The following is a 12,640-nucleotide window of genomic DNA, read 5'->3' on the forward strand; positions in this document are numbered from 1 at the left end:
AAGCGTTGCACAAAGTCCCTATCGGGTGCGTCTTCAGGCACCGCTGGCCGGCAATTTCCGCACGAGTTTTCCACCGTCACAAATTTTTTGAAAAAGGTGCAAGGTTTTTCGAGATAGGCGCTTGTGAAATCAAAATGCCTGTTCTATAGAGGCGCCGCTGGTCACGGAGTGTAGCGCAGTCTGGTAGCGCACCACGTTCGGGACGTGGGGGTCGCGTGTTCGAATCACGCCACTCCGACCAGCCGAATCAATCCCTTAGACATATGCTCTGATGTATTCCGCCCCCGCGGCGGACCGATTGCGCCTGATCTTTGCCCCCTCGTTCGGCGTCGATCCTTCACCTTCTCACCCACCAGCCTCAGTCGTTCGTCGCTTCCTCCAAGCCGTTTGTCGAATAGCCGTGTATTCGCGCCTGGGTCGACCTGTCTGCGCGCAAGCGAAGGCTCTAGGTTCCCGTCATTCGATCAATGACGACGAGGAACGGGAATGTCGATCAAGCACCTATCCGTTGCGGCGATTCTGCTTATGGCCGGCCATTCGGTGGCCGTTGCGCAGAGCTGCGAGAAGAATTTCAAGGCCTCGGGCGTGCCGTTGGTGACGCCGGTCTATTACAAGACCTGGCAGGAGTTTCCGAAGCTGAAGCCCGAGACCGCCTTGCAGCGGATGGCGCGCGGTGTCGCTGCGGAAGGGTTTTCGGGGATCGAGGTCAACAAGTCGCTGGGCACCATCGAGGCCTATCAGGATACTGCCGGCTCCGGACGGCTGCAGACGCTGCGCGTCGTTGCCCGCAAGCGTGGTTCGGGTACGCGGGTTGATGCGATGTTCGATATTCAGGTGGGGCAAGTGGCCACCAAACAGGTGGTGCAGGAGGGGCTCTGCAACATCATCCGCTCCGCAGTCGAGTAAGGACCAGGCGGGCGCGGCGCACAGGTAGGGACAGGAGAGCGTTTCCATGATCGACCTGGAAACGCTCCGTCCGCTTGTCGGCGCTACCTCTCGAGTGCCTTTAGCGCCGATTGCGCAGCGGCCTGCGCTTGCAGCATCGACGTGAAATTGCCCTGGGCGGGATAGGTGACGCCGCGATACGTGATGACGAAGCACCATTTGCCGTCGATGCGTTTCTCGACCTTCACGGTGGTTTCCGGTTGCCTGTCCGTGCTCACCTTCTCGTCTCCCTGATTCGGCGCATCGTTGCGCGAAAGTCGTCCAGATACGCCGGAGAGGTTGGTTCTGTCCATCGCTACCGCCCGTGTCAGATCAGGGATCGCTGTACCGTGGAGAGTCCCGGGACTGTGCGTGCCGGGCGGCGTCCTCGCTGCCGGCTCACGGTCAGGCGGACTGTCCCACGACGTCCAGAAACGGTGAAACAGCCCTATCGATCCTCATGATCGACGCGCCAACTTACGAATGCGCAGACGGATGAAAAGGTGCGATCTGTGCGATTTCGGGTCAGGGTGAAGCGATTGCCTGCCCTGTCCCGTTTTGGGACGGTGAGGACTCCAGGGCGTCATGCCAGCCTGCTGCAGAGAAGCGGGCCGGGGCCGTGCCAGGCGGCCCTCCACCCCGGACGATTCCCTCTTACGCGAGCGATGCGCGCCGTTTTATTGTTCACGTTGAAACGACCTGTTCACGGATTGGCGTCTTATCAGCGTGAACAATCAGGGCGATATTCCCCTCAACACTTGTTCTTGCCCGAGAGACTCAGATGTTGAAGGAACCGATCTTCACCTTTCGCGAAATCGCCATATGGACTGCCATCCTTGGCAGCGTCGTCGGCTATCAACTTTGGCAGCACGCCGAGCCTGCGTCGTTGACGATGGTTCTCCCGGCGATCGAGCAGCAGCTTTGATGATGAATGCCGGCAGGGGATCACTCCTCCGGCATGCCGTTGCGCCGGGCCGCCTGCAATAGATCGATTTCGCCGGCGGCCGGACCGAACTGGTCCTCCAGTCGCTCGGCCTCCTCCGCATCGAGCCGATATTTCCGCGCAAATGCCTGGATTGATATCATGCGCCCGCGAAAGCCTTTCGGCCGCGCATCTTCGCCTTGATGTTCCGTCTTCATGGCGCTTCTCCCATGCAGTGGGAGATAGGGCGGAAGAGCAGGTTGCAAAGGCCAACGCGTCCGGGAGCGGTCGCCGTTCAAGCAAAAAAAAGGGGCCTCGACCAGGCCCCTTTTTGCTATCTGTTGCGGCTGTCGGTCAGCCGTCGATGTCGTCGATGATCTCGATTGCCTTGCCGGCGCTTACACGCCGGACTTCGGCCTCCTCGCGGCGGCTCGAGAACAGTTCGGTCGCCATCAACTGATCGGCGAGGTCGGCCGGCAGCGAGAGGATGACGCGGGCGTCTTCCGTGTGAATGCCGCCGAGCGCCGAACGCTTCGCCGTGATCATGCCGCCGGCCACCGTATTGTTGGTGTCCGGGTCGATCAGGATGAAGGCACCGGTGGTGCGGTTCTGCTCGTAGGTGTCGAAGATCGCCTGCTCGTCGAAGGCGAGATGCACCTTGCCGATGGCGTTCATCGGTAGTTGCTCGGCGTGGTTCCACTTGCCGCTCTTGAGGTCGAGCTGGCTGATGGGCTGAACCTGGACGCGCTGGCGGCGGCTGCCGCTCTTCAGCCAGTAGCGCTTGCCCGGCTGGATGCCTTCCGGCTGCAGGGCAACGAGCTGTGCGTCGAAGGCCAGGCCGGTCAGCGGCTGGCTGTCGATCGCCACGATCATGTCGCCGCGCGACACGTCGACCTGCCGGTCGAGCACGAGCGTGATCGCGTCGCCGGCAACGGCGGCGTTGCGCACGAGGTCGAAGGTGACGATCTTGGTCACGTTGGCGACCATGCCGGAGGGAAGGATGACGACGCTGTCGCCGGGCTTCACCGAACCGCCGGCAACCGTGCCCTGATAGCCGCGGAAGCTTTCGCCCGGGCGTGAAACGCGCTGTACCGGCAGGCGGAAACCGACGGTCTGGGCCGAGCGTGTCGTTGCCAGTTCCAGCACCTCGATCAGCGTCGGGCCCTCGTACCACGGCATTGAGGCGCTGCCGTCATAGACGACGTTTTCGCCCTTCAGTGCCGAGACCGGAATCGCCGTGACCTGGCGCACACCGAGCGACAGCGCCAATTCCTTGAACTCGTGGCTGATCTGCTCGAAACGGGCGCGGTCGTAGTCGGTCAGGTCGATCTTGTTGACCGCCAGCACGAACTGCTTGATGCCCATCAGCGTCGCGATCGTCGCATGCCGGCGGGTCTGCTCGAGCAGGCCGACGCGGGCGTCGACGAGCAGCACGGCGAGGTCGGCGGTCGAGGCGCCGGTTGCCATGTTGCGGGTATATTGCTCGTGGCCGGGCGTGTCGGCGACGATGAAGGAGCGCTTGTCGGTCGAGAAATAGCGATAGGCGACGTCGATGGTGATGCCCTGTTCGCGCTCGGCCTGCAGGCCGTCGAGCAGCAGCGCGAAGTCGGGCAGACCGAGATCGTTCTGCTTGCCGTTGGAATCGCGCTGCAGCGTCGCCGCCTGGTCTTCCTTGACCGCCTTGGTGTCCCAGAGCAGGCGGCCGATCAATGTCGACTTGCCGTCGTCGACCGAGCCGCAGGTGATGAGGCGAAGCGGGCGGCTGTCACGGGTGGCGCGCGCCGACTCGTGCGCCGGGAAGGCGAGGACCTCGCCAGCAGCAACGTCCTGAACGGCATTCGCGGTTGCGGGTGCAGTCATCAGAAATATCCTTCGCGTTTCTTCTTTTCCATCGAGCCGGACTGGTCGCGGTCGATGGCGCGGCCCTGGCGTTCGGAAACGGTCGCGGTTTCGAGTTCGGAGATGATGTCGTCGAGCGTCGTGGCGTTCGAGCGGATAGCGCCGGTCAGCGGGAAGCAACCGAGCGTGCGGAAGCGGATCACTTCTTCGCGCTTGGTCTCGCCCGGCAACAGTTCGAGGCGCGGATCCTCGGCAAGGATCATCATGCCGTCGCGTTCGACGATCGGCCGCTTCTCAGCGAAGTAGAGCGGTACGATCGGAATGTCCTCGGCCTGGATGTAACGCCAGATGTCGACCTCGGTCCAGTTGGACAGCGGGAAGGCGCGCACGCTTTCACCCTTGCGGATCATGCCGTTGTAGACGTTCCAGAGTTCCGGACGCTGGTTGCGCGGATCCCAGCGATGGTCAGGCGTGCGGAACGAGTAGATGCGCTCCTTGGCGCGGCTTGCTTCCTCGTCGCGCCGTGCGCCGCCGAAGGCCGCATCGAACTGGCCGGCGTCGAGCGCCTGGCGCAGCGCCTCGGTCTTCATGATGTCGGTATAGAGCGCCGAACCGTGGGAAAACGGCGTGACGTTCTCGGCGGCACCGCGCGGATTGATGTGCTCGATCAGATCGAGATCGTAGCGCTCGACGATCTCGTCGCGAAACGCGATCATCTCGGCGAACTTCCAGCCGGTGTTGACGTGCAACAGCGGGAAGGGCACGCGGCCGGGGTAAAAGGCCTTGCGCGCCAGATGCAAGAGCACCGAGGAATCCTTGCCGATCGAATAGAGCATGACCGGGCGCTCGAACTCGGCCGCCACTTCGCGGAAGATGTGGATCGCCTCGTTCTCCAACGCCTTCAGATGCGGGTCGAGCGGCGGCTTGGTGCTCTGCGGGTTATGCAGTTCCGTTTCCGGATGGGTATGGGGCATTTCAGTCTCCGGGAGGATTTGTCTTCAGAGGAGCGCGCCAGCCCTCAGGCGGCGCTGCTCGAATTCGGGATGATGGAACTGGCGGCGGCTTCCGGAACGTGCAGACCACATTCGCGCTTCTCGTCGTTCTCCCACCACCAGCGTCCGGCGCGCTCCGGCTCGCCGGGCTTGATGGCGCGGGTGCAGGGCTCGCAGCCGATCGACGGATAGCCGCGCGCGTGCAGCGGGTTCACCGGAACGGCATTGGCGGCGACGTAAGCGCGGATGGTCTCGATGTCCCAGTCTGCCAGCGGGTTGACCTTGATGAGGCCACGGTCGAGATCGGCCTCGGCAAATGGGGTCGAGGCGCGATTGCCGGACTGGCCGCGGCGCAGGCCGGTGATCCAGAAGGTTGCCCCTTCGAGTGCGCGCGCAAGCGGCTTCAGCTTGCGCACGTCACAACAGGCATGCCGCGCCTCGACGCTCTCATAGAAGCCGTTGAGGCCGTAGCGCGCCGCATAGGCGTCGATGTCGGCCTGCTCCGGATGATAGCGCTTGATCAGGATACCGTAGGTTTCTTCCGTCTTGTCGATGAGGGCGACCGTCTCGTTGAACAGGCGGCCGGTCTCCAGCGTTGCGACATCGACGGAAAGCTTGTTCTCGCCGATGACCGCGGTGATCACTTGGTCCTCGATGCCGAGCGAGGTCGTGAAGACGGCCCGCCCGTCAAGGCTTGCGACAAGCGCCAGCCGACCGGCGAGATCCAGGCCCTCGAGCGTCTCGTTCAGTGCCTTGGCGGTGGTTTCGAGGGATGACGTGGTCATGGCTGCGTCCTGTTCCAACTTGGTCGGAATATCGCAGCCCAATGCGGCAATGGACAGAAATAGCGGTTTCTAATGCTCTTTGTTTGGAGCAAATCTGCCTCTCAGAACGAAAGGCAGCGAAAAACCGAATATAGACTAGTAAATTACTAGATTTTATACTTTAATTGCGGTGATAGACACCGTTTGACACGGGAAGGCGCGATCCAGGCGGTCCACGCCTTCTTTGCATCGATCGTCAAAACTCAGCCCGACCATCCTCCTGTGGCAGCGCCGCGATAGGCGAAGCTTGCGGCTCAAGGCGCGTGCAGGCGAGGGGCGGCGATCTCCGGGGCCGTACGAGACGGCGCACAACCGAAGTCATCGCATTGAAGGCCGTGACGATCATGATCAGCATGGCGACGGCGAGCAGGGACAAGCACACGAGCAGTCGTGTCTTGATTGTCATGATAACGTTCTGCGGTTGCCCGCAAGGCAAATCATCCTCGGGCGATGCCGCGGACAAGGCCGCATGGGCATCGGGACGCGAGCTCGCCTTGGCAGGGGAGTGATGACGATGACGGGATGGAGCACGCGTTATCACGCGGCGGATCTGCCGTCATCGGCGAAATTTCAAGCTGCTGAGTATGGTTTCGCGCAACCCCTGGTCATCGCTGCCGCAGGCGGCAGTTGAATGGCGACGCTCAAGAAGTGTTGAAGACCACGTCCTTTCGCAAATCGTTCTTCGGGTTCAAGCTGCCGCCTCTTCGAAACTGGCGAAGGAGCGGGCAGATGTTGAAAGCCATATCGCACCGTGGTGTTGCCGCGGTCATTCTGACGGGGCTTCTGGTAACCGGCGCTTACGCCCATCACGGCTGGTCCTGGGCCGAGGCCGACCAGATCGAGCTCAAGGGCATCATTCGCGAGATCTCGATGGCGCCGCCGCATCCGACCCTTCAGGTGGAATCAACCACGGATGGTATGTGGCGCGTCGAACTCGGCAATCCCCGGCAGACGGAGCGCTCCGGCTTTGTCGAAGGGGCGGCCAAGGCAGGCGATGCGATCGTCGTTCTCGGCAACCGTTCGCTCGACCCCAGCGAAAAGCGCATGAAGGCGGTGCGCATCACCGTTGTCGGAAAGACCTATGACATCTATCCGGAACGCATCCGGGCCGGTGGATGAGCGCGGCGGACCTCGTCGATTGGATCGCCGGCTGGCCGGTCGGCGCGGCGCTCAGACGCTCGGCGCTTCTTTATCTGCTGGTCAACGCAGCCCACATCCTGGCGATTGGCCTGCTCATCGGCGCCATCCTGCCGCTTGACCTCAGGCTGCTCGGTCTCGTCGGGCACGCGCCGGTCGCGGTGCTCGGCCCGTTCCTTGCTCGGGCAGCAGTGATTGGCCTCATCCTGGCCGTCGTCACCGGCCTTTGCCTCTTCAGCGTCAGGCCTTCCGCCTATCTCGCCAATCCGGCATTTCTGACCAAGCTCGCGTTTCTGACGCTCGGCACGTTGAACGCGCTTTCGGTCCGTATGAGTCGTGGCTGGTCAATCGCCATCGTAGGCGGAGCAATAGCCCAGCGCCTGCGTGTGCAGGCGCTGGCCTCCTTCATCCTGTGGCTCGGTGCGTTGCTCGCCGGCCGCTGGATCGGCTTCGTCGGATAGCCGTTAGCGGTCGCTGACCTGCCAGCGCGGGTTGATCCACGGCTCCTGGTTGGAGCGGGCGAGCGGCTGCTTGCCGAGAATGTGGTCGGCCGCCTTTTCGCCGGTCATGATCGAAGGGCTGTTGAGATTGCCATAGGTCACGTGCGGGAAGATCGACGAGTCGGCGACGCGAAGGCCCTCGACGCCGATGACGCGGGTCTCCGGATCGACGACCGCCATCGGATCGTCCTTCGCACCCATCCGGCAGGTGCCGCAGGGGTGATAGGCGCTTTCCAGGTGCTCGCGCAGGAACGCGTCGATCTCCTCGTCCGACTGCACCTTCTCGCCCGGCTGGATCTCCGGACCGCGATAGTGGTCGAAGGCTTTCTGGCTGAAGATCTCGCGGGTCAGGCGCACGCAGTGGCGGAACTTCTCCCAGTCCTCCGGGTGGCTCATATAGTTGAAGCGGATGACCGGGTCGGCCATCGGGTCGGATGACCGCAGCGTGACGTTGCCGCGCGACTTCGAGAGGTTGTAGCCGACATGCACCTGGAAGCCGTGTGTATTGGCGGCCGCCTTGCCGTCATAGCTGATCGCCACCGGCAAGAAATGATACTGGATGTCCGGCTGCTTGACCCCGGGGGCGGAGCGCAGGAAGGCGCAGGCCTCGAACTGGTTGGAAATGCCTAGGCCTTTCTTGAAGAACAGCCATTGCGCGCCGGCAACCCCCTGCCAGAACCAGGGCAGCCAGGAATAGAGCGACACCGGCTTGGTCGAGACCTGCTGGAAATAGAATTCCATATGGTCCTGCAGGTTCTGCCCGACGCCCGGCCGGTCGACCTTCACCTCGATGCCCATGTCCTTCAGGTGCTGAGCCGGGCCGATGCCCGAGAGCATCAGCAGCTTCGGCGAGTTGAACGAGGACGCCGAGACGACCACTTCGCGGTTTGCCTTCACGATCTCGATCTTGCCACCGCGTTCGATCTCGACGCCGGTCGCCCGGCCGTTCTCAAGGATGATCCGGCGAGCGAAGCAGCGCACGAGCGAGACGTTCTGGCGCTTCATCGCCGGCTTCAGATAGGCATTTGCCGCCGACCAGCGCCGACCCTGCCAGACGGTCTGCTCCATCAGCCCGAAGCCTTCCTGTTTAGAGCCGTTATAGTCGTCGGTGAGCTCGAAGCCCGCCTGCTCTCCGGCCTTGATGAAGGCGTGGAACAGCGGATTATGCACCGGACCACGCTTGACGTGCAGCGGCCCGTCGGTGCCGCGCCAGCCGGCTTCGCCGCCATGCGAATGCTCCATGCGCTTGAAATAGGGAAGCACATCGGCATAGGCCCAGCCGCGCGCGCCGAGTTCTTCCCAGCGGTTGAAGTCTTCCGCGTGACCGCGCACATAGACGAGACCGTTGATCGACGACGAACCGCCGATCACCTTGCCGCGCGGCGCGGTGATGCGCCGGTTGTTGAGGTTCGGCTCGGGCTCGGAGAGATAGCCCCAGTTGTAGCGCTTCATGCTCATCGGCCAGGCAAGCGCCGCCGGCATCTGGATGAAGGGACCGACGTCCGAGCCGCCATATTCCAGCACTATGACGGTATTCTTGCCGTTTTCGGAAAGGCGATAGGCGAGCGCCGAACCGGCCGAGCCGGAGCCGATGATGATGTAATCTGCCTGCATAAGCGTGGTCTTTCTTCTAGCTGATTGCCCCTCGGCATGCCCGTCATCCGCGCGGGTGAGGAGATGCGCCCCTCATCCGCCTGCCGGCACTTTCTCCCCGCAAGCGGGGCGAAGGGACGTTGCCGCACCGTTTTGTGCACTCTCGAACTGCTCGTGTGGCACGTCCCCTCTCCCCGCCAGCGGGAAGAGGGCCAGTCCTCAGGTTAAACCCGAGGAGAGGGGCAAACCCCAATCTCAATAAGGCGCCTGCACCGGCCCCATGCCGACATAGACGGTCTTCAACTCGCTGTAGTGGTTGAGTGCCGCCACCGAGTTCTCACGGCCGAAGCCGGACTGCTTCGAGCCGCCGAAGGGGATCTCCACCGGGCAGAGATTGTAGGTGTTGATCCACAGCGTGCCCGCCTCGAGCTGGTCGACGACACGGTGTGCGCGGGTGATGTCTGCGGTGAAGACGCCGGCCGAAAGCCCGAACTCGGTCGCATTGGCACGCGCGATCACCTCGGCTTCGTCGTCGAAGTCGAGCACGCACATGACCGGGCCGAAGATCTCTTCGCGGGCGATCGTCATGTCGTCGGTGACGTCGGCAAAGACCGTCGGCTGGATATAGGTGCCGGCTGTGTTGACGGCATTTGGAATGCCGCCGCCGGTGACGAGCCGCGCCCCTTCGGCCTTGCCCTTCTCGATATAGGAAAAGACCTTGTCGCGCTGCGGCATGGAAACCATCGGCCCGAGCTGCGTCGCCTCGTCCATGGGATCGCCGATGACGATTGCCTCGGTGCGGGCTTTGAGCCGCGTCAGGAACTGTTCCTTGATGCCCTTCTGGACGAAGACGCGGGTGCCGTTGGAGCAGACCTGTCCGGTCGAATAGAAATTGCCGAGCATGGCGCCGCCGATGGCGCTTTCGAGATCGGCATCATCGAAGACGATCAGCGGCGACTTGCCGCCGAGTTCCATGGTGACATGCTTGAGTTCGGCTGCGGCCGCACCCGCCACTTTCTTGCCGGTCGGCACCGAGCCGGTCAGCGACACCTTGGCGACGTCAGGATGATTGACGAGCAGCGGACCGGTTGAGCGATCACCCTGGATGACGTTGTAGAGACCCTTCGGCAGGCCCGCCTCGATCAGAATTTCGGCGATTTTCAGCGCGCCGAGCGGCGTGTTTTCCGACGGCTTGAAGACCATGGCGTTGCCGGCGGCGAGCGCCGGTGCGCCCTTCCAGCAAGCGATCTGCTGCGGATAGTTCCAGGCGCCGATGCCGACGCAGACGCCGAGCGGCACGCGCTTGGTATAGGCGAAGTCGCCGCCGAGCGGGATGTAATCGCCGTTGAGCGCCGTGGCGATGACGCCGCCGAAGAATTCGAAGCTGTCGGCGCCGGATGTCGGATCGGCGACGATCGTCTCCTGGATCGGCTTGCCGGTGTCGAGCGTCTCGAGCTCGGAGAGCTCGCGGTTCCTTTCGCGCATGATCTCGGCGGCGCGCTTGAGGATACGGCCGCGCGCCGTCGGGCTCATCGCCGCCCATTCCGGCTGGGCACGCTTGGCGGCCGCAATCGCCTTTTCGACGATCGCGGGCGTTGCCGCATAGAGCCGGGCGATCACTTCGCCGGTCGCCGGATAGATGCTCTCGATGACGGTGCCGGCGATGTCCTCGACATATTCGCCGTCGATGAAGTGCGAGGCTTGCGGTTGGGCTTTCATGTCATTCTCCCCGCGGATAGCGTTTGGAATCCTCGAGATTGTCGAGGTTCATATGGTTGCGCATATAGCGCTCGGATGCCTTCTGCAGCGGCTGGTGATCCCATGGGTAATAGGCGCCGTTGCGGAGCGCCTCGTAGACCACCCAGCGCTGCGCCTGGCTTTCGCGCACGGCCGCATCGAAGGCGTCCATGTCCCAATGAGCGGCGCGCATGTCGCGGAAGGCCTGCAGCGTCGCCGCCTGCACCGGCGTTTCCGGATTGGCGGCGAGATTCTTGAGTTCCAGCGGATCCGCCTCGAGATCGTAGAGCTGGTCCGGATCGAGCGCACAGTGGATATATTTCCACTTGCCTTCGCGGATGGCGACGAGCGGCGCGTAGGACGCTTCCGCCGCATATTCCATCAGCGCCGGTTCGCTGCGCTCCTCGCCGTTGATCATGGGCACGAGGCTGATGCCGTCGGTCCAGGGTTTCACCTCGTCCATGGAAATGCCGGCGAGATCGGCAAGCGTCGGCGTCACGTCGAGATTGGAGGTCGGCGCCAGGTGCAGGCCGGGTGCAACGCCCGGACCGGCGACCATCAGCGGCACGCGGGCCGAGCCCTCGAAGAAGTTCATCTTGAACCACAGGCCGCGCTCGCCGAGCATGTCGCCGTGATCCGAGCAGAAGAGGATCAGCGTGTCGTCGAGCATGCGGGTGCGCGTCAGCGTGTCGATGAGCTCGCCGACCTTCTCGTCGAGATAGGAGATGTTGGCGAAGTAGGCCCGGCGCGAGCGGCGGATATTGTCTTCCGTCAGGTTGAAATTGCCGTAGTCGCAGGAATGCATGATACGCTTGGAATGCGGATCCTGCTGATCCTCCGACAGCATGCCGACCTCGGGCAGCAGATGTTCGCAGCCCTCATAGAGGTCCCAAAACTTCTTGCGCGCCACATAAGGGTCGTGCGGGTGGGTGAAGGAGACGGTCAGGCACCAGGGGCGGCGGTCCGCGTCGTCATTCTCGCGCGAGAGCTGGTAGAGCTTCTGGTTGGCGAGGAAGGCGACCTCGTCGTCATATTCCATCTGGTTGGTGATCTCGGCGACGCCGGCGCCGGTGACCGAGCCGAGATTGTGGTACCACCAGTCGATGCGCTCGCCCGGCTTGCGATAGTCGGGCGTCCAGCCGAAATCGGCCGGATAGATGTCGGTGGTCAGCCGTTCCTCGAAGCCGTGCAACTGATCCGGGCCGACGAAGTGCATCTTGCCGGAAAGCGCCGTGTAGTAGCCGGCCCGGCGCAGGTGATGCGCATAGGTCGGGATCGAGGACTGGTACTCGGCAGCATTGTCGTAGACGCGGGTGCGGCTCGGCAATTGCCCGGCCATGAAGGAAGCGCGGGCCGGCGCGCAGAGCGGCGACGAGGTGTAGTTGTTGCGGAAGCGCGCCGAGCGGGCGGCGAGCGCCTTCAGGTTCGGCGCATGCAGGAACGCGGCCGGTCCATCCGGAAAGAGTTTTCCGTTCAACTGGTCGACCATGATGATCAGGATGTTCGGTCTTGCGGTCATGCGGCCGTTCCCTGGTGATTGAGCCGATCGATGTGCGAGTTGACGTAGTCTTCGGTGAGCGCGATCGAGGCTTCGATGCTGATCGGCGCGGAACGCAGACTCTGGCGGATATAAAGTCCGTCGATCATCGCAGCAGCGCCCTCGGCGATGCGTTCCGCGTCATCGTCGGCACAAAGCGCCTTGAGGCTCGCCATGAGATTGGAGCGCAGGCGCCGGGCATAGACGACGAGCAGCCGCCGCACCTCTTCCGACCGTTGCGCCTCCGAATAGAAGGCAAGCCATGCGGCGACGGTGTCGGGGGCGAACTGGCTTGCCTGGAAGGAGACGCGGATGAGCGCACTCAGCTTTTCGCGCGGGCCCGCCACCGTGCGAAGCGCCGTCACCGTATCGTCGCGCAACTGCCTTAGGAGGCTTCGGATCGTCTCGATCAGCAATTGTTCCTTGCTGCCGAAATAGTGATGGGCAAGGGCAGGGGAGACGCCGGCGTGGCGGGCGATCTCGGACATGGTGACGGTCAGCGTACCCTGGTCGCCGATCACGCGAAGTGCTGCGTCCACCAGCGCCTTGCGGCGCACCGGCTCCATTCCGACCTTTGGCATCCGTTTCTCCATTGACGCCGGTCAGTTTATTTTTGATTGACTCATCAATCAATA

Annotated in this window: 14 protein-coding genes and 1 tRNA gene; 5 read left to right on the forward strand and 10 right to left on the reverse strand. The window is 63.0% G+C overall.

Annotation, left to right across the window (positions count from 1 at the left end; genetic code table 11):
* Positions 1-164: 164 nt before the first annotated feature.
* Both BHMPCIPO_RS05720 and BHMPCIPO_RS05725 read left to right on the forward strand, forming a co-directional pair.
* A tRNA-Pro gene (locus BHMPCIPO_RS05720) sits at positions 165-241 on the forward strand.
* 251 nt (positions 242-492) lie between these two features.
* A complete protein-coding gene (locus tag BHMPCIPO_RS05725) occupies positions 493-906 on the forward strand; it encodes a hypothetical protein (RefSeq protein ID WP_173518093.1) in 414 nt (137 codons plus the stop codon).
* An 83-nt stretch (positions 907-989) separates the two neighbouring features.
* Here the strand turns inward: BHMPCIPO_RS05725 and BHMPCIPO_RS05730 are convergent, their stop codons facing one another.
* On the reverse strand, positions 990-1,238 hold the full coding sequence (locus tag BHMPCIPO_RS05730; RefSeq protein WP_173514875.1) for a hypothetical protein: 249 nt from the start codon (positions 1,236-1,238) through the stop codon (positions 990-992).
* A gap of 467 nt (positions 1,239-1,705) precedes the next feature.
* Here BHMPCIPO_RS05730 and BHMPCIPO_RS05735 point away from each other — a divergent pair, with 467 nt between their 5' ends.
* Positions 1,706-1,849, forward strand: coding sequence for a hypothetical protein (locus BHMPCIPO_RS05735; protein WP_173515866.1), 144 nt, complete (start codon positions 1,706-1,708; stop codon positions 1,847-1,849).
* Between the two features lie 20 nt (positions 1,850-1,869).
* Here BHMPCIPO_RS05735 and BHMPCIPO_RS05740 read toward each other — a convergent pair whose 3' ends face one another.
* From BHMPCIPO_RS05740 to BHMPCIPO_RS05760, 5 genes are all read right to left on the reverse strand, one after another.
* A complete protein-coding gene (locus tag BHMPCIPO_RS05740) occupies positions 1,870-2,064 on the reverse strand; it encodes a hypothetical protein (RefSeq protein WP_173515867.1) in 195 nt (64 codons plus the stop codon).
* A 136-nt stretch (positions 2,065-2,200) separates the two neighbouring features.
* Positions 2,201-3,706, reverse strand: coding sequence for a sulfate adenylyltransferase subunit CysN (cysN, locus tag BHMPCIPO_RS05745; RefSeq protein WP_173515868.1), 1,506 nt, complete (start codon positions 3,704-3,706; stop codon positions 2,201-2,203).
* Positions 3,706-4,659, reverse strand: a complete 954-nt coding sequence (gene cysD / locus BHMPCIPO_RS05750) for a sulfate adenylyltransferase subunit CysD (RefSeq protein ID WP_173515869.1) — start codon at positions 4,657-4,659, stop codon at positions 3,706-3,708. The genes cysN and cysD overlap by 1 nt, the downstream gene beginning before the upstream one ends.
* 44 nt (positions 4,660-4,703) lie before the next feature.
* The gene (locus tag BHMPCIPO_RS05755) at positions 4,704-5,462 is read right to left on the reverse strand and encodes a phosphoadenylyl-sulfate reductase (protein ID WP_173515870.1); all 759 of its coding nucleotides are present in this window, start codon (positions 5,460-5,462) and stop codon (positions 4,704-4,706) included.
* 235 nt (positions 5,463-5,697) lie between these two features.
* Positions 5,698-5,907: a hypothetical protein gene (locus BHMPCIPO_RS05760; protein ID WP_173515871.1), complete on the reverse strand. Its 210-nt coding sequence runs from the start codon at positions 5,905-5,907 to the stop codon at positions 5,698-5,700.
* Between the two features lie 323 nt (positions 5,908-6,230).
* Here BHMPCIPO_RS05760 and BHMPCIPO_RS05765 point away from each other — a divergent pair, with 323 nt between their 5' ends.
* Positions 6,231-6,620 (forward strand): DUF6152 family protein, encoded by a 390-nt coding sequence (locus BHMPCIPO_RS05765; protein WP_173515872.1) that lies wholly within the window; start codon positions 6,231-6,233, stop codon positions 6,618-6,620.
* Positions 6,617-7,099 carry a DUF2214 domain-containing protein gene (locus BHMPCIPO_RS05770; protein WP_173515873.1) on the forward strand — a complete coding sequence of 161 codons (483 nt, stop codon included), beginning with the start codon at positions 6,617-6,619 and terminating at the stop codon, positions 7,097-7,099. The genes BHMPCIPO_RS05765 and BHMPCIPO_RS05770 overlap by 4 nt, the downstream gene beginning before the upstream one ends.
* 3 nt (positions 7,100-7,102) lie before the next feature.
* Here the strand turns inward: BHMPCIPO_RS05770 and betA are convergent, their stop codons facing one another.
* From betA to betI, 4 genes are all read right to left on the reverse strand, one after another.
* Complete coding sequence (gene betA / locus BHMPCIPO_RS05775; protein WP_173515874.1) at positions 7,103-8,752, reverse strand: choline dehydrogenase; 1,650 nt, start codon at positions 8,750-8,752, stop codon at positions 7,103-7,105.
* A gap of 234 nt (positions 8,753-8,986) precedes the next feature.
* A complete protein-coding gene (gene betB / locus BHMPCIPO_RS05780) occupies positions 8,987-10,450 on the reverse strand; it encodes a betaine-aldehyde dehydrogenase (RefSeq protein ID WP_173515875.1) in 1,464 nt (487 codons plus the stop codon).
* Between the two features lies 1 nt (position 10,451).
* On the reverse strand, positions 10,452-11,987 hold the full coding sequence (betC, locus tag BHMPCIPO_RS05785) for a choline-sulfatase (RefSeq protein WP_173515876.1): 1,536 nt from the start codon (positions 11,985-11,987) through the stop codon (positions 10,452-10,454).
* Entirely contained in the window at positions 11,984-12,586 is a 603-nt protein-coding gene (betI, locus tag BHMPCIPO_RS05790; RefSeq protein ID WP_173515877.1) for a transcriptional regulator BetI, read from the reverse strand. Before betI ends, betC begins: the two co-directional genes overlap by 4 nt.
* Positions 12,587-12,640: the final 54 nt, after the last annotated feature.

The organism is Ensifer sesbaniae (genome assembly GCF_013283665.1).
In the GTDB taxonomy this organism is placed as follows: domain Bacteria; phylum Pseudomonadota; class Alphaproteobacteria; order Rhizobiales; family Rhizobiaceae; genus Ensifer; species Ensifer sesbaniae.